This window comes from Microbacterium hatanonis, from assembly GCF_008017415.1.
Lineage (GTDB): Bacteria > Actinomycetota > Actinomycetes > Actinomycetales > Microbacteriaceae > Microbacterium > Microbacterium hatanonis.
The window spans coordinates 1,940,884-1,964,123 of record NZ_VRSV01000001.1 but is presented as its reverse complement, the minus strand read 5'-3'; the positions used below and the strand labels follow the sequence as shown (position 1 = coordinate 1,964,123).

19 protein-coding genes are annotated in these 23,240 nt (G+C 71.1%); 8 read left to right on the top strand and 11 right to left on the bottom strand.

Going from position 1 to position 23,240, the window contains the following annotated elements; all coding sequences use genetic code 11:
- Window positions 1-29: 29 nt before the first annotated feature.
- The 8 genes from FVP77_RS09485 to FVP77_RS09450 all read right to left on the bottom strand — a co-directional run bounded on the left by FVP77_RS09485 (window position 30) and on the right by FVP77_RS09450 (window position 10,218).
- The gene (locus tag FVP77_RS09485) at window positions 30-998 is read right to left on the bottom strand and encodes an NAD-dependent epimerase/dehydratase family protein (RefSeq protein ID WP_147894240.1); all 969 of its coding nucleotides are present in this window, start codon (window positions 996-998) and stop codon (window positions 30-32) included.
- The gene (locus tag FVP77_RS09480; RefSeq protein ID WP_147894239.1) at window positions 995-3,676 is read right to left on the bottom strand and encodes an alpha/beta fold hydrolase; all 2,682 of its coding nucleotides are present in this window, start codon (window positions 3,674-3,676) and stop codon (window positions 995-997) included. The genes FVP77_RS09485 and FVP77_RS09480 overlap by 4 nt, the downstream gene beginning before the upstream one ends.
- Complete coding sequence (locus FVP77_RS09475; protein WP_246134035.1) at window positions 3,673-4,695, bottom strand: 3-oxoacyl-ACP synthase III; 1,023 nt, start codon at window positions 4,693-4,695, stop codon at window positions 3,673-3,675. The genes FVP77_RS09480 and FVP77_RS09475 overlap by 4 nt, the downstream gene beginning before the upstream one ends.
- Window positions 4,696-4,837: 142 nt before the next feature.
- Entirely contained in the window at window positions 4,838-6,139 is a 1,302-nt protein-coding gene (locus FVP77_RS09470; RefSeq protein ID WP_147894237.1) for a DUF58 domain-containing protein, read from the bottom strand.
- Between the two features lie 8 nt (window positions 6,140-6,147).
- Entirely contained in the window at window positions 6,148-7,128 is a 981-nt protein-coding gene (locus FVP77_RS09465) for an AAA family ATPase (protein WP_147894236.1), read from the bottom strand.
- On the bottom strand, window positions 7,125-8,306 hold the full coding sequence (locus FVP77_RS09460; protein ID WP_246134034.1) for a DUF4350 domain-containing protein: 1,182 nt from the start codon (window positions 8,304-8,306) through the stop codon (window positions 7,125-7,127). The genes FVP77_RS09465 and FVP77_RS09460 overlap by 4 nt, the downstream gene beginning before the upstream one ends.
- Window positions 8,303-8,968, bottom strand: coding sequence for a DUF4129 domain-containing protein (locus tag FVP77_RS09455; protein WP_147894235.1), 666 nt, complete (start codon window positions 8,966-8,968; stop codon window positions 8,303-8,305). Before FVP77_RS09455 ends, FVP77_RS09460 begins: the two co-directional genes overlap by 4 nt.
- On the bottom strand, window positions 8,965-10,218 hold the full coding sequence (locus FVP77_RS09450; RefSeq protein ID WP_187266867.1) for a DUF7847 domain-containing protein: 1,254 nt from the start codon (window positions 10,216-10,218) through the stop codon (window positions 8,965-8,967). Before FVP77_RS09450 ends, FVP77_RS09455 begins: the two co-directional genes overlap by 4 nt.
- A gap of 163 nt (window positions 10,219-10,381) precedes the next feature.
- Here FVP77_RS09450 and mtrA point away from each other — a divergent pair, with 163 nt between their 5' ends.
- The 5 genes from mtrA to hpf all read left to right on the top strand — a co-directional run bounded on the left by mtrA (window position 10,382) and on the right by hpf (window position 15,974).
- Window positions 10,382-11,062 carry an MtrAB system response regulator MtrA gene (gene mtrA, locus FVP77_RS09445; RefSeq protein ID WP_147894233.1) on the top strand — a complete coding sequence of 227 codons (681 nt, stop codon included), beginning with the start codon at window positions 10,382-10,384 and terminating at the stop codon, window positions 11,060-11,062.
- Between the two features lie 7 nt (window positions 11,063-11,069).
- Window positions 11,070-12,737 carry an MtrAB system histidine kinase MtrB gene (mtrB, locus tag FVP77_RS09440; protein ID WP_147894232.1) on the top strand — a complete coding sequence of 556 codons (1,668 nt, stop codon included), beginning with the start codon at window positions 11,070-11,072 and terminating at the stop codon, window positions 12,735-12,737.
- Window positions 12,734-14,434: an LpqB family beta-propeller domain-containing protein gene (locus tag FVP77_RS09435; protein ID WP_147894231.1), complete on the top strand. Its 1,701-nt coding sequence runs from the start codon at window positions 12,734-12,736 to the stop codon at window positions 14,432-14,434. The genes mtrB and FVP77_RS09435 overlap by 4 nt, the downstream gene beginning before the upstream one ends.
- Window positions 14,435-14,526: 92 nt before the next feature.
- A complete protein-coding gene (locus tag FVP77_RS09430) occupies window positions 14,527-15,165 on the top strand; it encodes a ComF family protein (RefSeq protein ID WP_147894230.1) in 639 nt (212 codons plus the stop codon).
- 149 nt (window positions 15,166-15,314) lie between these two features.
- Window positions 15,315-15,974: a ribosome hibernation-promoting factor, HPF/YfiA family gene (gene hpf, locus FVP77_RS09425; protein WP_147894229.1), complete on the top strand. Its 660-nt coding sequence runs from the start codon at window positions 15,315-15,317 to the stop codon at window positions 15,972-15,974.
- A 125-nt stretch (window positions 15,975-16,099) separates the two neighbouring features.
- Here the strand turns inward: hpf and FVP77_RS09420 are convergent, their stop codons facing one another.
- Complete coding sequence (locus FVP77_RS09420) at window positions 16,100-17,413, bottom strand: hypothetical protein (RefSeq protein WP_147894228.1); 1,314 nt, start codon at window positions 17,411-17,413, stop codon at window positions 16,100-16,102.
- A gap of 167 nt (window positions 17,414-17,580) precedes the next feature.
- Here FVP77_RS09420 and secA point away from each other — a divergent pair, with 167 nt between their 5' ends.
- Together secA and FVP77_RS09410 are read left to right on the top strand one after the other, a co-directional pair.
- A complete protein-coding gene (gene secA / locus FVP77_RS09415) occupies window positions 17,581-20,391 on the top strand; it encodes a preprotein translocase subunit SecA (RefSeq protein ID WP_147894227.1) in 2,811 nt (936 codons plus the stop codon).
- Window positions 20,392-20,456: 65 nt separating this feature from the next.
- Complete coding sequence (locus FVP77_RS09410; protein WP_147894226.1) at window positions 20,457-21,683, top strand: pyridoxal phosphate-dependent aminotransferase; 1,227 nt, start codon at window positions 20,457-20,459, stop codon at window positions 21,681-21,683.
- Between the two features lie 2 nt (window positions 21,684-21,685).
- Here the strand turns inward: FVP77_RS09410 and FVP77_RS09405 are convergent, their stop codons facing one another.
- Entirely contained in the window at window positions 21,686-22,126 is a 441-nt protein-coding gene (locus FVP77_RS09405; RefSeq protein ID WP_222707704.1) for an Rv3235 family protein, read from the bottom strand.
- Window positions 22,127-22,275: 149 nt separating this feature from the next.
- Here FVP77_RS09405 and FVP77_RS09400 point away from each other — a divergent pair, with 149 nt between their 5' ends.
- Window positions 22,276-22,875 (top strand): hypothetical protein, encoded by a 600-nt coding sequence (locus FVP77_RS09400; RefSeq protein WP_147894225.1) that lies wholly within the window; start codon window positions 22,276-22,278, stop codon window positions 22,873-22,875.
- A gap of 14 nt (window positions 22,876-22,889) precedes the next feature.
- Here FVP77_RS09400 and FVP77_RS09395 read toward each other — a convergent pair whose 3' ends face one another.
- Window positions 22,890-23,171, bottom strand: a complete 282-nt coding sequence (locus FVP77_RS09395) for an excisionase family DNA-binding protein (protein ID WP_187266866.1) — start codon at window positions 23,169-23,171, stop codon at window positions 22,890-22,892.
- Between the last annotated feature and the right edge of the window lie 69 nt (window positions 23,172-23,240).

Genomic DNA, 23,240 nt, shown 5'->3' with positions numbered 1-23,240 from the left:
CCGCGTCGCTGTCTCCGGTGAGGGCGCGCTCAGCGGGCGTAGTGGGCGGCGAGGCGGGCGAGGCCCGCATCCAGGGACACCGCGGGAGACCAGCCGAGGTCGTGACGGATGCTCTGCTGCTCGAACCAGTGCGCGGTGGAGAGCTGCTCCGCGAGGAACCGGGTCATGGGCGGTTCGTCCGAGCCCGGGCGCACGGCCCACACGCGCTCGATCAACCCGCCCGCGGCGCGGGCGAGGGGCGCGGGCACACTGATCCGTGGAACGGGCACGCCCGCGGCACGGCACATGCCCGCCAGCAGATCGCCGACCGGGCGCGGCTCGCCGTTCGTCAGCACGTAGGCCCGACCGCCGACGTCGGGCGCGCGGTGGAGAGCGGCGACGATGCCGGATGCCGCGTTGTCGACGTACGTCGAATCGATGAGCGCCGTGCCGCCGTTGAGCAGCGGCAGGCGCCCGCGCCTCGCACGGTCGATGATGCGCTCGACGAGCTGAGTGTCGCCCGGCCCCCACACCAGGTGAGGCCGCACGGCGACCACGGCGAGACCGTCGCTATTGCGCGAGAGCGCGAGGATCTCGGCCTCGGCCTTCGTCCGGGCGTACTCGCCGCGCGCGCCCACCGGGTCGGCGGTCTCCGCCCCGACCCCCGCGAGGGCGCTCCCCGCGTGCGCGACGGAGGGGGAGGAGACGTAGACGAACCGGGCGACGCCGTGCATCTCAGCGGCGTCGAGCAGCATCCGTGTGCCGTCGACGTTCACCGCGCGGAACTCGGCGGGGGCGCCGGCGAGCGAGACCTTCGCTGCGAGGTGCACGATGGCGTCGACGCCCCGCGCGGCGTCGTCGACGACGCCGGCATCGGTGACCGACCCGAGCACGTCGGTGACGCCCGGCACTCCGGAGGGCCGACGCTGCAGCGTACGCACCTCGTGGCCCGCCTCGACGAGGGCGGCGGCGACCGCGCGCCCGAGGAAACCGGACGTACCGGTGGCGAGGACGATCACGGCGCGCTCGGCGTGCGGCCCGACAGCACGCCCTCGGCCCACGCCGAGAGGCGCGAGCGGTCGATCTTGGAGTTGTGGCGGATGTCGGTCGGAAGCGCCCGCACCTGCAGGACGGCCGCGATGGGCAGATCGGTGCTCTCGCGGATCGCGGTGGTCAGCTCGGGATCGGCGAGGGCTGCCCGCCGGGCGCCCTCGGTGGTCTCGATCACGGCGACGCACTGACGGAGCCCCTCGGGCCCGACGCCGACGACCGCAGCTCGTGCGACGCCGCCCACGCGCTCGATGCTCTGCTCGGCGCCGACCGGGGTGACGGGTCCGTCGCTCGTCGCGATGACGTGCGGCATCCGCCCCTCGATCCAGAGCCTTCTCTTGTCATCGAGGTGCCCGACGTCGCCGGTGCGGTGCCACCGGGCGGAGGGGTCGGATGCGACGTCGCGGGTGGCCTCGCGGTCGGTCGCCCAGAGGCGGTGGTAGCCGCGCTTGAGATGTGGTGCCGAGATGACGACCTCGCCCGTGACCCCGGGTTCGGTCGTGAGAGCGCCGGACGCCCGGCCGACCCCGTCGAGCGGGATGATCCGCACGCGACCCGACCCGATCGGGGCTCCGACGCAGACGCCCTGCTGTCCGGATGCGGCGGCATCCTCGACGTCGGGAAGGGTGATGTCGGTGACCAGGAGGCACTCGGTCATGCCGTAGGGCGTGTGCGCGACCGCGTTCGGCATGAGCCGCTGCGCGGCCCGGAGCAGTTCGATGCGCACGGGGGCGCCCGTGGAGAGGAATGTGCGCACCTCGGCGAGGGCCGCGCGGTCGGCGTCGTCGAGCCCGCCGGACGTGGCGACGACGTTCGTCACCGCGGCGGGGGAGAGGAAGACGATCTTCGCCGCCGACTCCCGCACGGCTCGGGCGACCGCGGTGGCGGTGAGCGTGCGAGGTGCGGAGACGTCCATCTCGGGCGTGGCGGAGCGGGTGCCCAGCGCCGGCCCGAGAAGTGCGAAGGGTGCGAAGCCCGTCACGAGACCGGAGTCCTCATCGACGTCGAAGTGATCGCCGAGCGCGTCGCGGAGGGCCGAGAGCTGTCCGTGCGTGTACACGACGCCCTTCGCCGGTCCGGTCGAGCCGGACGTGAAGAGCACCGCGGCGTCGTCGCTCGCCGCGGGGGGCTCGGGGAGCACACCCGAGGCGCCGCGGGCGGCGACGTCGGCGAGGCTCTGCGAGACCCCGAGCAGCCGTGCCGTGGCCGACGGAAGCCGGGCGGCCGAGATGCGCGTTCCCGACCAGCCGAGGGCGCGCGCGGCGGCGAGACCGGCCGCCTCGCCCACCACGAACCGGGGGCTCGCGCCGCGGACGGCGCGGGAGAGGCCCCGGATTCCGAGGCCGCGATCGGCGACGACCACGACCGCGCCGATGCGGAGGCAGGCGTACAGCACGGCCGTGAGCGTCGGCCCCGGCTGCACGAGCAGGGAGACGCGATCGCCCCGGCGCACGCCCATGCGATGGAACCCGGCGGCGAGCTGCTCGACGCGGTCGGCCAGCTGACGCCAGCTGACGCGCAGCGCCGAGCCGTCGCTGCCGGCGGTCATGTCGATGACGGCGGTGCCGTCGTCGTCGCGGCGCGCGAAGAGGCGATCCCAGAGAGGGGTCGAGTCGTTGGAAGGGACGGATGCGGCGACCGGTGCGGCGCCGGACGTGCCGCCGCTCGAGCCGATGGTCGGAGCGACACGGTCGGAGAGCCAGGCGAGCACCGTCTCGGCGTACGGCCGTTCTTCGACGAGCAGGTGGCCGGCGCGTTCGAACCGATGAACGTCGGCCCACGGCATCCGCCGCGTCAGATCCTCGAGGTGCTTCTCGAGGAACACCGGATCCTTCGGGCCGCGCAGCAGCAGGGCGGGCACGCCGATCCCGCTCAACCCGCCCGAGACCCGCTCGAGCGCGGCAGTGCTGCGATGGTCGGGGGTCGCGGGGATGTCGGCGACGAATTCGCCGATCCCTCGGCGCCGCGCGGTGGTCGCGTAGGGCGAACGGTAGGCGGACGAGACGGCCGGGTCGAGCTTCGGCTCGGCGAGGGACAGCGTCGTATCGAGGAACGCCGTGGTGACGGTGGTGGCGGCACCGAGCACGCCTCGGGCTCCGGCCACACGGAGCGGGAACGGGATGCGCTCCTCCGACGGGTGGTGCACGGCGGTGTTGAGCACGATCGCGCCGGCGAGTCTCGTCGGGTTCTCGACCGCCCACCCGAGCGAGATCGGGCCGCCCCAGTCGTGCCCCAGGGTGACGATCGGCCCCTCGGGGGCGAGGGAGCGCACGAGCGCGCCGAGATCGCCGATGCGCTGCGCGAGCCCGCGGGATCGCGGGGTGCGCTCGGAGTACCCCATCTCCAACTGGTCGACCGCGATGACGCGCCAGGCGTCGCCGCCGTCCGCCGCCTGGCGCACCGAGGCGGCGAGCAGGTCGCGCCAGAGGTACGACCACGTGGGATTTCCGTGCACGGCGACGATCGTGCCGAGCGGCTCCGCACCGAGGCGGCGCAGTTCGTCGCCGGTGTCGAGCACGTGCCACCGCGGGGAGCGGCCGGAATCGATGCCGAATCCCGGCACGGCGACGACACGGGAGAGATCGGCGTTCAGACCCGGCAGTCCCTCCGGAGGGAGGGTCGCGGCGAGACCGGTCTCCCGACTCACCAGGCCAGCTCGAGCATTCCGGTGTTCAGGCCCGATCCCACTCCCATGAGCAGTACCCGGTCGCCGGAGCGCAACGTCGCCTTCTCGGCGTCGAGGGTGATGGGGATGGAGGCGGGGCCGACGTTGCCGAGATGCGGGTACGTTACCGGGACGCGCTTGCGGTCGAGGCCGATCGCCTTGACGATCGCGTTCGTGTGCACCGCGGACACCTGGTGGGTGATGTAGCGGTCCATGTCCGACCAGGACCAGTCGGTCCGAGCCTCTTTCCACGCCGACATGACCAGCTCCATGCCGCCCTTGAGCAGCGCCTTCGCGTCGGTGAACATCCCGTCGACGCTGCCGACGCACAGTTCGTGGAACTGGGTCGCGGCGCGCGTGACGCCGCCGAGGATGCGGTGCCCCTCCGGGTGCTCGCTCGCGCGCCCGAGCACGGCCGCGGCCGATCCCGAGCCGAGCGTCAGGGTGGCGAACTCGCTCATGAAGGAATCGCGGTCGATGTCGCTGCCGAGCAGCCGCGCCACCGTGTTCACCTGCACGTCGTCGGCGTCCTCGCCGTTGACGATCAGGGCGTAGCGCACCTGACCCGACTGGATCATGCCCGCCGCCAGGCTCATCCCGTTGATGAAGCCCAGGCAGGCATTGGCGACGTCGAAGTTGACGGCCGAGCTCGGCAGGCCCAGCTCGTGGTGCAGGCGCACCGCGACCGAGGGCTCGAGATGCTTCCGGGTGACCGAGGTGTTGATGATCAGCCCGACCTCGCCGGGGTCGACGCCCGCTTCGGCGAGCGCCCGTTTGGCGGCGATGACGGTCGAGGTGTCGGCGGATTCGCCCTCTGCCCAGTTGCGCCGTTCGAGCACGCCGGCGACGCGACGCAGGAGCCCGGGCTTCAGGTGCATCCGGGACAGGGCCGAGGCGAGTCGGCGCTCGATGTCGTCGGACGAGGTGACCCGTCCGGGTAACTGGCTGGCGACCGAGATGAGCGCGACATCATCGAATCGGGTCGTGGCGTTTCCGTGCAAGAGATCTCCGGTAGTGACGGCGGTCGACGGGGCAGGGCACTGCGTGTGCGCGAGCTCGCGGCCACATCCTTGCAACCCTAATCCGCTCCGTATGACGGAGGGCGTATGCATTCGCCTCTTGCGGAATCTCCCCAGGGAGGGATCAGAGACGCCCGGCCGCCTTCAGCGCCAGATATCGGTCGGCGACGAGGGGCGGCAGAGCCTCGGCGTCGGCGACGAGCGCCTCGCCTCCGGCGCGGCGGACGGCGCCCGCGACGCGCCCGGCATCGCGTCGTGCGCGCTCCAGAGCGGCGGCGGTGTAGACGTCGGAGGCGTCGTCGAAGATCGGGTCCGACGCATCGGCGTCGGTCGCGGTGGCCACGAGCACGCGGGTGCGGTCGGTGAGCCCCGACAGGGTGGCGAGGAACCCGCGGGCGGCGAGCGGCTCGTCGTGCGCGGTGAGCAGCACGACGAGCGACGGCCGACCGGTGAGCCGGCGCACCTGTGCGAACGCGGCATCCCAGTCGGTGTCGATGAGCTGCGGCTCGACCGGTGCCATGGCGTCGACCATCGCCGGCAGGAGCGCCGGGCCGTCGAGGCGGGTCACGCGCCCCCGCACCGTACGGTCGAACAGCAGCAGGTGGACGTGGTCGCCCGCGCGCACCGCGAGGGCCGCGAGCAGCAGGGCCGACTCCATCGCGGCGTCCAGGCGCACGCCGTCTCCGACGCGGGCGGCGGCCGTGCGGCCGGAGTCGATGACGATCACGATGTGGCGGTCGCGTTCGGGACGCCACGTGCGCAGCATCGTCGTGCCCGCGCGGGCGGTGGCGCGCCAATCGATCGCACGCACGTCGTCGCCGCGGACGTACTCGCGCAGGGAGTCGAACTCGGTTCCCTGGCCGCGCACCTGCACGCTCGTGTTGCCGTCGAGTTCGCGCAGGCGTGCGAGGCGTGAGGGGAGGTGTCGCCGCGACGTGAAAGGCGGGAGCACACGAACGCGGCCGGGGGCGTCGATCCACGCCTGCCGACCCGCGAGACCGAGCGGTCCGCTCGAGCGCACGACCACTCCGTCGGTGCCGAGCTCGCCGCGTCGCCGCGGCCGGAGCGCGATCGGCACCGACCGGCGTTCGCCCGGTGGGAGGTCGACGGCGGGGCGAACGGCCGACGCGCCGGCCGTCGGCTGCCACGCATCGCGCACCCGACCGCGCAGTCGCCGGTCGCCGGCGTTCGTCAGAAGCAGCTCGGTGGCGAGCGGTTCGTCGCGCAGCACGCGTGCGGCGATCCGACGTTCCACCGACACGCGACGCGGATCGGCCGCGACCGCAGCATCCGCTCCCATCGCGCCGAGAGCGAGCAGCACCCACACGCCGGCGGCGGCCCACGGGCTCACCCCTCCGAGAGAGAGCACCACGACGGGCACGACGCCGACGGCGAGGAGAAGAGCGAGACGACCGGTGACGAACATGGGCGCGATCAGATGGGGACGCGGGTCTGCTGGACGACGGAGGAGAGGATCGCGTCGACCGAGACTCCCTCGATCTCCGCCTCGGGGCGCAGACGGATGCGGTGGCGCCACGTCGGCACGATCATCGTCTGCACGTGGTCGGGGGTGATGGCGGGGTAACCGCCGAGCCACGCCCACGCCTTCGCCGTCGCGAGGAGGCCCGTCGACGCGCGAGGGCTCACCCCCAGCTCGACGGACGGGCTCTCGCGGGTCGCCCGCGCGAGGTCGACGACGTACGCGAGCACGTCGTCGGAGACGGCGACGGATGCGGCGGCGTGGCGAGCGGCGAGGATCTCCGCCGCGGTGACGGCCGCCTGCACGCCGGCCTCGCCGAGCTCGCGCGGGTCGAAGCCGTTGGCGTGACGGCGGAGCACGGCGACCTCCGCATCGCGGTCGGGCACCCCCACCACCAGCTTCAGCAGGAAGCGATCGAGCTGCGCCTCGGGAAGGGTGTACGTGCCCTCGTGCTCGACCGGGTTCTGGGTCGCGGCGACGAGGAACGGCTCGGGGAGAGCGCGCGTGATCCCGTCGGTGGAGACCTGCCGCTCCTCCATGGCCTCCAGGAGCGCGGCCTGCGTCTTCGGCGGGGTGCGGTTGATCTCGTCGGCCAGCACGACGTTCGTGAACACCGGCCCGGCGCGGAACTCGAACTCGCCGGTGCGTGCGTCGTAGACGAGCGACCCCGACACGTCGCCGGGCATGAGGTCGGGGGTGAACTGGATGCGCTTCGTGTCGAGCCCGAGTGCGCGGCTGAACGAGCGGACGAGCAGCGTCTTGGCCACGCCCGGCACGCCCTCCAGCAGCACGTGGCCGCCTGCCAGCAGGGCGATCAGAAGTCCCGTCACGGTGCCGTCCTGCCCCACGACGGCCTTGCCCACCTCGAGCCGGACGCGGTGCATCCCCTCGCGGAGGGCTGCGTCGTCGGATCCGACCGTCTCTTCGTGGCTCATCGGGTGTTCCTTTCGGGTCGAACGGCGGCGTGCACGCGCGCCTCGAGGTCGCGCAGACGTGCTGCCGACTCGACGAGGTCGCTGTCGCTACGGGGGATGGTGTCGATGAGGATGCTGCGCACTGACGCGCGGTCGCTGCCGAGGCGTGCGGCGACAGCGTCGACGACGGTGTCAGGACGCGCGGTGACGGCGAGGCCCAGCGTGCGCGCGAGGCGTTCGAGCGCACCGAGTCGCAGCTGGTCGAGGGCGTGCCCCGGATCGTGTGCGCGCGCGTACAGTCGAGCGCGTCCGGCGGTCGTCTCCGAGGCCCGCACCATCACGGGCAGGTTCTCGACCACCAGCGGACCGAAGCGGCGCCCGCGCCAGAATCCTGCAGCGACGGCTGCGAGGAGGAGCAGTACCAGTGCCGGTGTGACCCACCGGGGCGTCAGCTCGCCGAGTGTGGGTGCGGCGGTGGACACGTCGGAGTCGGCGAGCGAGGGCACGTACCAGACGACGCGGGGGTGGGCTCCGACGATCCCGAGGGCCAGGGCGGCGTTGCCGGCCTCGGCGAGCACGTCGTTGGCGAACATCGCCCGACCGTCCAGTGACGTGACCGTCGTCGGCCCCGTCTCGCCGACGAGCAGGGCGAATCCGTCGCCGGACGGGTAGCAGCCGGTGACGCCGTCGCCCGGGGTCATGAGCGAGCCGCCGACGACGCCTCCCGCGCGTTCCGCCACGGCGAGGTCGCACGCGGGGGCGAGTTCGTCGGTGCCGGCCGATCCCGCCAGCTGCGCGCCGGGGAGGAGCAGGCGGAGCGTTCTGCTGCGAGGTTCGAGCATGACGACCTCGTCGGCCGCCGACGCGAGCTCGGTGATGGCCTCGTCCGAGAGCGCAGGGGCGTCGGGCAGAACGAGCGTGGCCCCGCCGTCGAGCTCGGCCAGCGCCGAGGCGCGATCGCGGGTGACGCGCACGTCGATGCCCTGGTCGACGAGGAGGCGGGCCAGCGCGCGGGTTCCCGCCGGACCGGCGGATTCCGGATCGAGGGCGTCGCGCTCGGCCCACCCGTCGCCGGCCAGCACCGTGCCGACCAGGGCGAGGGCCACGGCCGCCGCGACGATGGCCGCCCACCCGAGGAGTGCGCGTCGGAGGCGGTTCGGTCGCGCGGCGACGCGGGCGGTCTCGGTCGTGTGCGTCACGACACTCCCGCCAGGGCCGGACGCGCGCGGGCGAGATCGTCGTCGAGGGCGCTGATCGCGAGGTAGGCGGCCTCGCTGCCGGGGCGCCGCAGGTACCGCACGTCGTCGAATGCGGCGGCCGCCGCATCCATCCGGTGGGACTCGGCGGGGAAGACCCGCGCGGTCCTGCGCGCGAAACCGTGCACGGTGGTGCCGGCGGACACCTCGACGAGGGTGCGTTCGGCGAGCCCGCGAGCGAGCGCGCGGAAGCGCAGCACGATGGCGTCGTTCCACGCGCCGGCCGATGCGGCGGCGGCCGCGTCGCGACGCAGGTCGGCCGCCGTCCGCTCATCCGCGTCTCCGAACAGCGGCGTCGTCGCGGCGGGCAGGCGGGCGGTGCGCCGCGGCCGGCCCCAGATGAGGAGTGCTGCCACGAGGAGCACCGCGACGATCACGGCGACGATGATCGCGGCCACCGGCCCCCAGTCGCCCGAGAGCTGGCCGTTGAACAGGCCGCCGATGAACTCGACCACCGCGCGCGCGGCGCGATCGAGGAGGTTGGGCTCGGCTGCGGCGTATCGCGGGTCGGAGAGCTCGCGCTCGGCCCACTCGCGCGCGTCGTCGCGGTCGGGCGTGAGAGGGGCCGCGGCGAGCACGTGGGTCAGGATCGCGGGGGCTGTCACGATCCGTCGCCCGGCGCGGACCAGCGGGTCGGCGAGGGGTCGGCGGGAGCCGTCGGGGCCGGGGGAGCGGGAGGCGCGTCCTCGGTCGGCCGCGGTTGTGCAGGTGGGCTGGCGTACCCCTGCGGCGGAGCGTACCCCTGCGGCGGCCCGTACCCCTGCGGCGGCCCGTACCCCTGCGGGGGGTACGGGTACTGCGGAGGTCGGGGGCCGACGGTGCGCCCGACGTTCTCGCGGTAGGGATCCGGCAGTCCCGTGCCTCCGGCGTCCCTCCGCTCGACGTAGGACTGCAGGTCGAGGTCGAGTCCCTCGTGCCGCATGCGGCAGTCGACGTAGATCAGGGCGGTCGCGGTGGACTGCACGATGACGGCCACGCACTGCACGAAGAGGGTCAGCACCTGCGTCAGCAGGGTGGATGCGATGTACCCGATGATCGCGCCCGGCTCGGGATCGCCGGTGGGCGTGAGCGCGGTGGTGAACCCGAGCGAGATGAAGGAGGTCGGGATGCTGACGAGCTGGGCGATCGCGCCGAAGGTGAACGAGATGATCACCACGACGCCGAGGGTCGGCCAGAACCGCCGACGGGTGAGCCGCCACGAGCGGACGATGGCCGTGCGGATGCCCGCGTGCTCGAGGATGATGATCGCCGGCACCAGCAGGAGCTTGGTGGTGAGCCACAGCGACAGCGGTATCGCTCCGAGGACGGCGAGGATGCCGCCCAGGATCGCAAGGGGGAGCACGGCGACGCCGATCGCGAACAGCAGTCCGCCGATGACGGCGATGGCGATCAGGGCCGCCAGCGTCACGAGGAAGGTATAGCCGATGAGGCGCCATGCGACCGGTTTCACCCGCCGCCAGACCTCGCCGAGAGTGGGCTTCTCGGCCACGACGGCCGAGGCGACCTCGCTCACCACGACGCCCTGGACGATGACGCCGAGGGCGGCGGTGGCGAGTCCGAGCACGAAGCCGGTGATGCCCGTGGCGGCGATCGATCCGATCATCACGGCGTCGTAGTCGTCGGTCCCCGATTGCAGCGTCTCCAGACGCGAGAACGATGCGAAGGCCACTCCGCCCGTCGCGACGATGAGCACGATGTAGGAGACGACCTGCACGCACAGTGCGAAGCCCAGGAGCACCTTCGGGTTCTGTCGGAGGGCCACGAAGGAACGGCCGAGGATCGTGCCGAATCCGAAGGGATGCAGCGGGACGATGCCCGGTCTCGGGGCAGGGCTCCAGGCCGGATACGTGGTCACGGTCGGTGCCTCCTCGTGCTGCGGCGGTCGTCCCATCGTGTCATACGCCGCGCGGCGGATGCGGCGACCTCTCCGACACGTCGACTACTCTGTGGGGAGCGCACGGGGAGGCTGTTGCGCGGGCCCATGGCGCCTGGGCCGGACGCGGGAGGGCGAAGCGCATATGACTTCACGGATCCTGGTGGTCGACGACGACACCGCACTCGCCGAGATGATCGGCATCGTGCTGAGCACCGAGGGATTCGAGACGGCCTTCTGCGCGGACGGAGCGCAGGCCGTCGACGCCTGGCGCCGAGAGCGGCCCGACCTCATTCTGCTCGACCTCATGCTTCCCGGTATGGACGGCATCGAGATCTGCACCCGCGTGCGTGCGGAATCGGGCGTGCCCATCATCATGCTGACCGCCCGCACCGACACCGCCGACGTGGTGAAGGGGCTGGAGTCGGGCGCCGACGACTACATCATGAAGCCCTTCAATCCGAAGGAGCTCGTCGCGCGCATCCGTACGCGTCTGCGCCCGACGGGCCAGCCGAGCAGCGAGACCCTCCGCATCGGAGATCTCACCGTCGACGTCGCGGCGCACGAGGTGCGTCGGGGTGATTCGCCGATCGGACTGACCCCGCTCGAATTCGAGCTGCTCGTCGCGCTGGCGTCGAAGCCCCAGCAGGTGTTCTCCCGCGAGATGCTCCTGGAGCAGGTGTGGGGATACCACTACAAGGCCGACACCCGCCTGGTGAACGTCCATGTGCAGCGCCTCCGCGCGAAGGTCGAGAACGACCCCGACAACCCGCGCATCGTCACCACCGTGCGCGGCGTCGGATATCGCGCCGGGGCGGTCGTGTGAGGCCCTGATGACCGGCCCGGTCGTCACCTCGACGGTGCGCGTGATCCGCGACTGGCGGTCGTGGCCGACCCGACTCGCAACCCTGTGGCGACGTTCGCTGCGGTTCCGCACGGTGCTGCTCACGGTGGGTCTGACGGCCCTCGCCATCCTCGTGGCGTGCGTCGGCATGGCCCTCGCGATCCAGAACGACCTCTTCCAGTCGCGGCTGAACCAGGTGCTCGAGAGCTCCCAGAATGCGACCATCGCGGCGCAGAAGACCCTCGAGTCGACGGTGGACACCGGTGAGAGCGCGGTGACGAGGCAGAACCTGCTGACCAGCATCCAGCAGCCCCTTCTGCAGCAGGCCTCGAGCGACGTGTTCGCGTTCTACCGCATCGGCACCGACATCTCGCCCCTCGCGCCCCAGAATCAGACCTCTCGGGGGTTCGACGAGAGCATCCTGTCGCCCGGACTCCGCGAGCAGGTGCAGAACGGTGACAGCGGCTCGCAATGGTGGCAGTCGGTGGCCCTCCCGACGTCGGGCGGCGGCACGGTGCCCGGCATCGTCGTCGGCCAGCAGCTGGAGATCCCCGACGTCGGCCCCTACGAGCTCTACCTCGCCTACGACTTCGCCAGTCCCGCGCAGACCCTCTCCTTCGTGCAGTTCGTGCTGTGGATGGTCGGGATCGTGCTGCTCATCCTCATCGGCGGTATCGCCTGGTACGTGCTGCGCTCGGTGACGACTCCCATCGGCGAGGCCGCCGACACGAGCGCGAAGCTCGCGTCGGGCGACCTCGGGGTGCGACTGGACGTGCGGGGCGACGACGAGCTCGCCACCCTCGGGCGTTCGTTCAACGCGATGGCCGACAGCATCCAGTCGCAGATCAAGGAGCTCGCCGACCTCTCGCTCGTGCAGCAGCGGTTCGTCTCCGACGTCTCGCACGAGTTGCGCACTCCGCTGACGACGATCCGTCTCGCAGCCGACATGCTCAACGACCGCCGCGACGACTTCGACCCCGCGACGGCACGCGCCGCCGAGCTGCTCCACGCGCAGGTGCAGCGCTTCGAGACGCTGCTCACCGACCTGCTCGAGATCAGCCGGTACGACGCCGGTTCGGTGCAGCTCGAACTCGAGCCCACGAGCCTGGCCCACCTCGCCGAAGACGTCATCGCCTCGATGTCGCAGCTGGCCCAGCAGCACGGATCGGACGTCCGGCTCGTGGCGCCCGGCGGTTACTCGCCGGTCGACATGGACCCGCGTCGCATCCGGCGCATCGTGCGCAACCTGCTCGGCAACGCCATCGAGCACGGTGAAGGGCGGCCGATCGTGATCACCGTGGACAGCGATCAGCGAACCGTCGCGCTCGGCGTGCTCGATTACGGTATGGGGATGCTGCCGGCCGACGCCGAGCGCGTCTTCGACCGGTTCTGGCGCGCCGACCCCTCCCGTAAGCGCACGATCGGCGGCACCGGTCTCGGACTCTCGATCGCGCTGGGCGACGCGCGCCTGCACGGCGGCACCCTTGCGGTGTGGTCGGAGCCGGGCAGGGGATCCCACTTCGTGCTGACGCTGCCGCGCGACGGTTCCCGCGTGGAGGGCTCGCCGATCCCGCTCGCCCCGCGCGAGGGCGAGGTCGCCCCGTTCGGCGCCCTGGGGCTCACCCAGCCCATCCACGTCTCGGACGGTGCCTCGTGAGGCGCGTCATCGCCGCGCTCGCGGTGGGGATGCTGCTGCTCCTGGCAGGCTGCACGGGACTGCCGACCTCGGGGCCGGTGCAGCCCGGACTCCTTCCGCGCGAGGCCGACGACTCGCCGCCGTTCGACCTCGTGCCCGATCCGCCGCAGGCCGGCGCGTCGCCTCAGCAGATCGTCGACGGGTTCCTGCGTGCCGGAGTGGGCGCGCAGAACGACTGGCAGACCGCTCGCGAGTACCTCACGACCGATTTCGCACCGCAGTGGCAGCCGAAATCGGTGACGATCGACCGACTGAGCGAGCGGGCTGCTGCGCCCTCCTCACCGTCTCCGACGCCGTCTCAGGGTTCCGACTCCGTCGAGGTCACCCAGCGCGTGACCGCGGAGGCGTTCGTCTCGGAGACGGGGGAGTACACTCCGGCCGACGGCAGGCCCCTCTCCCTGTCCTTCCACCTCGTGCAGACAGACGAGGGATGGCGCATCGACCGCGCGCCGGACGGCATCGTGCTGTACCAAGAGGTCTTCCCGAGCGTCTTCCGGTCGGCGTCGATCATGTACTTCGACCCCACCTACACCTACCTCGTGCCCGATGTGCGGTGGTTCCCCAACACCCTCATCGCGGCGAGGGTCGCCCAGGCCCTCGTCGACGGGCCGCCCAGCGAGTGGCTGTCGCGCGGCATCGCGAACGCGTTCCCCGACAACGTGACGCTGGCCAGCAGCGCCGTTCCGCTCGAAGACGGCGGTACCACCGCCCAGGTGGAGTTCACCCCGGCCGTTCTCGCGCTCGACGATCGCACCCTCGACCGCATGCAGACCCAGCTCGAGAAGAGCCTCGAGTCGGTGGGCGTCGCCGAGGTGCAGATGACCGTCGGTACGACGCCCGTCACGGCGGAGGCGGTCGCGGTCCGCTCCACCCGCGTGAACTCCAACCCGCTCGTCGAGATCGCCGGGGGAGAGTTCGGGTTCCTCAGCTCGAACACGGTGGAAGCCGTCCCGGGCATCTCCGGCGCGGTGCGCGAGATCGACGCCGCATCCGTCGGCCTCGCCGCCGACCGTGGCAGCGCCGCCGTGCAGAACACGGACGGCGCGATCCTCCGCGCCTTCGCGAACGGCACGTACGAGGTTCTCGACGGCAGCACCGTCGACCTCGTCGTTCCGTCGGTCGACACGCAGTCAGCGGTATGGTCGGCGTCGACGAGCGACCCCGACGCGTTCACGGTCTACCCGCTGGAGGGCGAGCCCGTGGCGGTGTCGGCCTCGCTCTGGACGGCCGCCGTCGAGCTCTCGGCCTTCCAGGTCTCGCGCGACGGAACGCGGCTCGCGGCCCTCGTGCGCACCGGCGACCGCACCGAGCTGTGGGTAGCCGCCATCACGCGTGAAGGCGGGGTGCCCGTCGCCGTCGGCGAACCGCAGGTGCTCGCCACCACGTCGTCGGTGGGGCTCGATCTCGCGTGGCTCGACGACGTCAGCGTGGGGGTGCTCCTGACCTCGGAGCAGGGGGCGACGGTGCTGCTGCAGCCGGTGGGCGGGCGAGGCTCGTCGAATGCGGTGACGTCCGGTGCCGTGGGCATCTCGGGCGGCAACTCCAGCGTTCGACTGCGGACCTCCGATGGAGCACTGCTCATCCAGCGCGGCGCCAACTGGGAGGAAGCCGCCGGCGACATCGCCGTCCTCGGCGTTCAGCAGGGCTCGCCGGAGTAGTCGGCTCCTCCCCAGGCGGGTGCGCGCACGCATCCGTTCTCCCGCGACCGCTCCCGCACCCGATCGGGCACCCGACGCGCGACGATGGCGCGATGCACTCGTTCGTCGTCCGACGCGCGCTCGCCGACGCGCTCGCCTTCATCCTCCCCGTCGAGTGCGCGGGATGCGGGGCCGAAGACGTGGCCCTGTGCGCCGAGTGCCTCGGCGCCCTCGAGCCCGAGCCCCATTCCCGGGTCGTCGACGGCGTGCCGGTCTGGAGCGGTATGCGCTTCGAGGGCGTCGTGGCCCGCGTCATGCGGACGCTCAAGGAGGAGGGGCGCACGACGCTCGCGCGCCCGCTCGGCGCGGGTCTCGGCGCGGCGCTCGCCGCCCTCCCCGCGGGCGCCGCATTCGTCCCGGTGCCGACCTCGACCGCGTCGATGCGACGACGCGGATACCGGGTGCCCGAGCTGCTGCTGCGCCGAGCGGGGGTTCCGGTCCACAGGGCGCTGCGCATCGCGCGGGCCACGGTCGACCAGCGTGCGCTCGGCATCGACGACCGCCGCGCGAACGTCGAGCGCAGTCTGGTCGCGCGCGGTGTCGCGGGGCGCCGCGTCATCGTCGTGGACGACGTCGTGACGACCGGCGCGACCCTGGGGGAGGCCGTGCGGGCCCTGCGCGCGGCAGGAGCCGATGTGGTCGGGGCGGCGACGGCCGCGGCGACGCCGAGACGTCGTCCGAGCCTTCGATAGGCGAATCCGATGAGGTTCGCCGCATCCGCGGTTCGGGCGTGACAGGCCCGGTCGTCGCGACTACGGTGGGGGGACTAGCAAGGCGACGGACCGTTCGCCCTTGGCACCGAACAAGCCGATTGGGCGAACCCGGAACAAGGAGGTCACGGATGGACACCAACATCGTCGGCGTGGGAGTAGGGATCACGGAACGATTCCGAACAGTCGTCGAAGAGAAGGCCTCACGCATCGAAACCCTCGCGCCCCGCGCGCAGGGACTCGAGGTGAAAGTCACCCATCGCGCCTATCACAACGGGCGGATGGAAGACGAGACCGTCGAGCTCACCCTCGGCGGCAAGGGTCCGGTCGTCCGGGCCGAAGCGACGGACGGTGACAAGTTCACCGCTCTCGACCTCGCCGTCGACAAGATGGCCGAGCAGTTGCGTCGGGCCAAGGACAAGCGCGTCGACGCGCGCAACCACCCCCGGGGTGCGAAGTTCGAGAAGGAGAGCGGATCGCTCGCGGGCATCGACATCGAGCCCGCCTCCGCCGAGCTGCTGCACGCCGTCGCGACGGGCGAGGTGCCCATCGTGCAGGCGGACGACGAGGCCGACTACACGCCGGTCGTCATCCGAACGAAGCAGTTCGACGCCGAGTGGATGACCGTCGAGGAGGCCGTCGACCGGATGGAACTCGTCGGGCACGACTTCTTCCTCTTCGTCGACGCCCGCTCCGATCACCCGAGCGTGGTCTACCGCCGCAAGGGCTGGGACTACGGCGTGATCTCCCTCGAGACGCAGGCCGCCCCCGAGGCGCGCGCCGCGTCGTGACGTCCTTCTGACGAAGACCGCGAGACTTCATCCCACGCACGAGACTGCACGCGACGCAGGCAGTCTCGAAGCGGGGATGAAGTCTCGCGGTTCGTTGTGGCGAAGAGCGGATGCTGCGGGGTCGGTCAGCCGTCGAACATGTCGCCGAGAAGCGACCCGATGACGAGGCCGCCGAGCATGCCGCCGACCATGTTGCCGCCGCCCATGCCGCCGCCGCGCCCGCCTCCGCGGCCTCCGCCCCATCCATCGCCGCCCCAGTCGTTCGGGCGGGAGGAGTCGATGTCGTTCTGCGCGAGCTGGAGGGCCTCCGACGCGAGGGCGGCGACCCGTCGGGCCTGGGCGATCGTGCGCTCGCGCGCCTCTTCTTCGATCGGTCCCAGGGGGATCTCCGAGCGGAGTCGCTCGGCCTCGGCGAACCGCGTGCGTGCGTCGGCTCCGATCCAGCCGCGGTGGCCGGAGATGATGCTGCGGGCCACCGTGAGCTGCCGATCGGCGTCGTCGACGGCGTGCGACACGTGGGTCTGGGGGATGACCGGCCGCGAGGCGCGCTCGCGGGCGGTGTCGAGCTCGGTGTTCGCCTGACGCAGTCGCGAGAGCGCGCCGAACGGGTCGTCGCGCACGCCGCCGGCCGGAAGCTCGGCCAGGGCCTTCTCGAGGGCGACCATCGCTTCGCGCACGGCCGGGGTCTGCGGTCCGCTCCGGGCGTCGACGAGGTCTCCGCGCGAGTCCTCCACGACCGCGGCGAGCGTCGACTCGGCGCGAAGGGCCTCGATCTCGTACGAGTCGATCGCGTCGAGCAGCGACTCAGCGCGGCGGATCGACTCCGTCGCCGCCTCGAGGGCGACCCCTGCCTGCTCGCGCTGGCCGGCCTCGCGACGGCGCTCGGACACGTCGGCGGTGTGGCCGGCGAAGCTCAGCAGCTGCTCGATCTCCTCGGGGTTCCCCGAGATCTGCTGCAGTGCGGCGGGGCTGTAGCGGGTGGCGAGCCGCTGCACGGCATCTCGGGCGGCAGGCACGCGGAGTGAGAGGCGTTCGCGGTCGGCGCGCACGCGTTCGAGCACCTCGGGCGCACGACGCACCTTCTCGATCGCGCCCTGCAGCACCGTGGTGCGCTCTTCGAGAAGATCCTCGGCCCACTCCGAGAGCTGGATGATGCGGGCGTTGCGCGTGCGGAGCTCCTCCGGGGTGTCGGGGATCTCGTCGTGGTTGAGCTGGTGGAGGTGGAACGCCTCGCTCAGGTGGGTCTTCACCGAGTCGAGGGCGTTGCGCAGGTCCGCGGTGGCGGACTCGCCGAGTTCGGCGACCGCGAAGTCGAGCTCATCCGTGGTCAGACGCACGCGCTCGTCGGCCGCGACGATGGCCATCTCGGCCCGCCGCATCAGGTCGGCATCCGCCGCATCCTGCTCTTCGCGCTTGCGTTTTCCCCAGAACCCGGCCATGTTCCGATCCTACGATCCCGGTGCGGTGTCGAAGCCGACTGTTCGCCGTGGGCGCGCAGTGGGCTTGCCCACCCGGGTTCCTCGGAGGTCACGAACGGATAACATGGGCGACATATGCCTGTTCGCAGGCGGGCCTTCGCGCCGCACCCGACAGATGGAGATCCTCCGTGGCCAATCCTCTCGAGAAACTGCTCCGCGCCGGAGAGGGGCGCATCCTCCGCCGGCTCCAGCAGGTTGTCAAAGCGGTCAACGCACTCGAAGACGACTACGCGCAGCTGACCGACGACGAACTCCGCGGCGAGACCGCGGAACTGCGCTCGCGTCACGAAGCGGGCGAGACCCTCGACCAGCTCATGCCCGAGGCGTTCGCCGCGATCCGCGAGGCAGCCAAGCGCACCCTCGGTCAGCGTCCCTACGACGTGCAGATCATGGGCGGCGCCGCCCTGCACCTCGGCAACATCGCCGAGATGAAGACCGGTGAGGGCAAGACCCTGACGGCGACGTTCGCGGTCTACCTCAACGCGATCGCCGGCAAGGGCGTCCACGTCATCACGGTCAACGACTTCCTGGCGAGCTACCAGTCCGAGCTCATGGGCCGCGTCTATCGCGCGCTGGGAATGACCACGGGTGTCATCGTCGCCGGTCAGACGCCGCAGGTGCGCCGCGAGCAGTACGCGGCCGACATCACATACGGAACCAACAACGAGTTCGGCTTCGACTACCTCCGCGACAACATGGCGTGGCGCAAGGAAGACCTCGTGCAGCGCGAGCACTTCTTCGCGATCGTCGACGAGGTCGACTCGATCCTCATCGACGAGGCGCGCACCCCGCTGATCATCTCCGGCCCCTCGTCGGGCGAGGCCAACCGGTGGTTCGCCGAATTCGCGAAGATCTCCCGCACCCTCGAGGTCGGCGTCGACTACGAGGTCGACGAGAAGAAGCGCACCATCGGCGTGCTCGAGCCCGGCATCGAGAAGGTCGAGGACTACCTCGGCATCGACAACCTCTACGAGTCGGCCAACACACCGCTGATCTCCTTCCTCAACAACTCGATCAAGGCGCTCGCACTGTTCAAGCGCGACAGCGACTACGTCGTGATGAACGACGAGGTCATGATCGTCGACGAGCACACCGGCCGCATCCTCGTGGGTCGTCGGTACAACGAGGGCATCCACCAGGCCATCGAGGCCAAGGAGAACGTGCCGGTCAAGGCCGAGAACCAGACCCTGGCGACGGTGACGCTGCAGAACTACTTCCGGCTCTACGACAAGCTCGCGGGCATGACCGGTACGGCCGAGACCGAGGCCGCCGAGTTCATGTCGACCTACAAGCTCGGCGTCGTGCCGATCCCGACGAACAAGCCGATGGTCCGCAAGGACCAGTCCGACCTCGTCTACAAGAACGAGACGGCCAAGTTCGCCCAGGTGGTCGAAGACATCGCGGAGCGCCACGAGACCGGCCAGCCGGTGCTCGTCGGAACCACCAGCGTCGAGAAGAGCGAGTACCTCTCGCGGCTGCTGGCGAAGAAGGGCATCAAGCACGAGGTGCTCAACGCCAAGAACCACGCGCGCGAGGCCGAGATCGTCGCCCGCGCCGGCCGTCTCGGCGCGGTCACGGTGGCCACGAACATGGCCGGCCGCGGTACCGACATCATGCTCGGAGGCAACGCCGAGTTCCTCGCCGTGCAGGAGATGAAGGCCAAGGGCCTCGACCCCGTCGAGACCCCCGAGGCGTACGAGTCGGAGTGGGACACGGTCTATAAGGGCACGAAGGACGTCGTGTCGGAGGAGGCCGCGAAGGTCGTCGAGGCCGGCGGTCTGTACGTGCTCGGCACCGAGCGGCACGAGTCGCGTCGCATCGACAACCAGCTGCGCGGTCGCTCCGGCCGTCAGGGCGACCCCGGTGAGAGCCGCTTCTACCTCTCCCTGACCGACGACCTCATGCGTCTGTTCCAGTCGGGTGCGGCGGAGGCGATCCTCGCCCGCACGAACTTCCCCGACGACGTCGCGATCGAATCGACCATGGTCTCGCGCGCCATCCGCAGTGCTCAGACCCAGGTCGAGGCGCGCAACGCCGAGGTGCGCAAGAACGTGCTGAAGTACGACGACGTCCTCAACCGCCAGCGCGAGGCGATCTACGCCGACCGGCGGCAGATGCTGCACGGCGACGACATCGCCGGGCGGGTCGAGCACTTCATCGAAGACGCCATCAGCACGGTGATCGACGACCACACCGGCAGCGGCCACACCGAGAGCTGGGACTTCGACGCGCTCTGGACGGAGCTGAAGACGATGTACCCCGTCTCGGTCACCATCGACGAGGTCGTCGCGGAAGCCGGCAACAAGGGCCGCGTGACGGCGGCCGGCCTCAAGCGAGAGATCCTCTCCGACGCGATGATCGCGTACAAGAACCGCGAAGAGACCCTGGGCGCTCCCGCCATGCGCGAGCTCGAGCGTCGCGTCGTCCTCCAGGTGCTCGACCGCCGTTGGCGCGACCACCTCTACGAGATGGACTACCTCAAGGACGGCATCGGTCTGCGCGCGATGGCACAGCGCGACCCGCTCATCGAGTACCAGCGCGAGGGGTACCAGATGTTCCAGTCGATGATGGGGCAGATCAAGGAGGAGTCGGTCGGCTACCTCTACAACCTCGAGGTCGAGGTGCGTCGCGCCGAAGGCGACGAGGCCGAGGTCGAGGCGAAGGGTCTCGCCGCGCCGCCCGTCGAGGGTCAGCGACTGGAGTACTCCGCCGCGAACGACGCCGGCGAGGTCGAGGTGCGCAACGATCGCGGTCAGGTGCAGCAGGCGGCGACGAACCGCGTGCGTCAGGCCGCGGCCGCCGCATCCGTTCCGGCCGCAGCGCCCGCAGCCGAAGCGCCCCGTGGCGCCTTCGGCCAGCGGACCGACGGCGGCCAGGGCGCCCCGGCGGCTGCCCCGCAGAACCGTGCCGAGCGACGGGCCGCTCCGAAGAAGAAGTGACCGCGGCCCCGGACCGGTCCACGCGATGAGCATTGGCCGGTTCGGGGCGGGTTTATTCTGACTGGATGACCTCGCCACGCTCGCTCGACCAGTCGTCGAAGCTGAAAGACGTCCTCTACGAGATCCGTGGTTCGGCTCTCGTCGAGGCCGATCGGCTCGAGAGCGAGGGGCACCGCATCCTGAAGCTGAACACCGGCAACCCTGCCGTGTTCGGTTTCGAGGCCCCCTTCCAGATCGTGCGCGACATGATCGACGCCGTGCCGCACGCGCACGGGTACAGCGACAGCAAGGGCATCATGTCGGCGCGCCGCGCCGTCGTCTCGCGGTACGAGCAGGTGCCCGGCTTCCCGCTGTTCGACCCCGACGACGTGTACCTCGGCAACGGTGTGTCCGAGCTGATCACGATGGTCATGCAGGCGCTGCTCGACGAGGGCGACGAGGTGCTCATCCCGGCGCCCGACTACCCGCTCTGGACGGCGATGACGAGCCTCGGCGGCGGTACGCCGGTGCACTACCTCTGCGACGAGCTCGACGGCTGGCAGCCCGATCTCGACGACATCCGGTCGAAGATCACCCCGCGCACCAAGGCGATCGTCATCATTAACCCGAACAACCCGACGGGGGCGGTCTACTCGCGCGAGGTGCTCGAGGGGATCGCGGCCCTCGCGCGCGAGCACTCGCTGCTGCTCCTCGCCGACGAGATCTACGACCGCATCCTCTTCGACGACGCGCAGCACATCCCGCTCGCGACGGTCGCCCCCGACCTGCTGTGCCTCACGTTCAACGGGCTGTCGAAGACCTACCGTGTGGCGGGATTCCGCTCGGGCTGGCTCGTCATCACCGGACCGAAGGACCACGCCAAGGGGTTCATCGAGGGGATCACCCTCCTCGCCTCGACCCGACTGTGCCCGAATGTCCCGGCGCAGTACGCCGTCCAAGCGGCACTCTCGGGGGTGCAATCGATCGACGCGCTCATCGCCCCCACGGGTCGGCTGCATGAACAGCGGGATGCGGCGTGGCAGGGCCTCGAGGCGATCCCCGGTGTCTCCTGCGTGATGCCGCAGGGCGCGCTCTACGCCTTCCCGCGCTTCGATCCGGAGGTCTACGAGATCCCGGACGACGGGAAGTTCGTCCACGACTTCCTCATCGCCGAGCACGTGCTGCTCGTGCAGGGCACGGGGTTCAACTGGCCGACGCCCGATCACGTCCGCATCGTGACGCTGCCGGAGGCACGGGTGCTGACCGACGCGATCGAGCGGCTCGGCAACTTCCTGTCGTCGTATCGCCCGTAGCGTCACAGGAGGGCGAGCGACGTCGCCCTCCAGCGTCGATCCATTCCCTCCAGTCGGATGGCCACGGCGCGGGTGCGCGCCGGGCCCGCGACGATCACGACGGACTCGACGACACCGTCGGCGGGGACGCATTCGCGCACGGACAGGATCCGATGCACCGGTCGCGCGGCAGGCACGCCTCGCGCGCTGCGGGCTCGTGTGGCGAGGTTCGCGCGCGTCATGAGGCTGCGATAGGCGTCTTCGGTGAGCCAGCGCGACAGCTGCTCGATCTCACGGACGCCGGCCAGCACCTCGAGCACGCCGAGGGTCAGGTTGCGCAGCAGGGGCCCGGGGGCGGGGAGGTCGCTGGAGCCGGTGGGCTGGGGTGCGAAGTACTCGTCGATCTCCAGCGAACGGACCGTGAGGGGGAATGCGCGGGCAGTGCCCGTAGACATCGGTGCCATCAGTGCGCCTATCTCGACCGGGGGGAGTCGTTGAGTCCAGCGGTGAACTTTCCGCTCAGTACAGCACAACATCTCCTACGGTTGCCGAACTTTCTCTCGTTGTGGATAAGAGATCGGACGCGCCCCACCGCTGCCCTAACGTCGGCGTCATGCGATGGGACCGCTTCTTCGAGGACATCGAAGATCAACTGGAGTCGGAGTGGGAGGCCGAGCGCGCCGCTCTCGACAGCGAGGCGGAGCGCCTGCGGCTGTCCCGGCTGACTCTCCACGAACGTCTTGCCGCGATGGTCGGCGCCGATGCCTCCGCGACCCTGGAACTCGTCGACGGCACGATGCTCGATGCCCCCGTGACCGCCCTCGGGGCGGACTGGCTGCTCGTGTCTCCCTGGCGCACCCGTGCGGGCGCCGCGCTCGTGCCGCTGGCCTCGGTGACGGCGATGCGGATGCCGCACGCCGAGCTGCTGCGCACCGCGCGCCCCGTCGGCGCGGCCGCGAAGACGCCCGTCTCGCGGCGGGCCACGTTCGGATTCGCGGTGCGGGATCTCGTCCGCCGCCGGGCGGCGGTCAGCATCCACGCCACCTCCGCGCGCGTGTTCGCGGGGACGATCGATCGAGCGGGGGCCGACCACCTCGATCTCGCGCTGCACGATCCGGGGTCGCCGCGCCGCCGCGCGGACGTCTCCGCATATCGGATCATCCCGTTCGCATCGGTCGCCTGGATCGGGATCGATGCACCGGTCGCGGTGTGAGCGGCGGGATCCGGTCAGTCGGGATTGCGCACGCTTCCCCGACCCCACAGTTCGGGGAAGCTGGCGGCGTTCGACTGGCGCCAGAGCGCGATCCGCCGCGCTTCCTCGGCCTGATCGTCGAGATATCCTCCGACGCTGTCCTCCTCGATCCGCCAGCGGGCGGGCGTGCCGACGCGGGCGCCGCGAAGGCGACCGTCGTGGACGAGCGCGATGACCTCCTCGACGGTCAGGTCGAGAAGCTCGGCCACCTGCGACGGCGCGAGCATGCGCGCGCCGGTCGGGGGGACATCTGGCATGTCTTCATTATGAGCGTCGCCATGGCGACCCAGCGGTGACCCGCGCCGCTGTGGATAATCCCCGCCGGG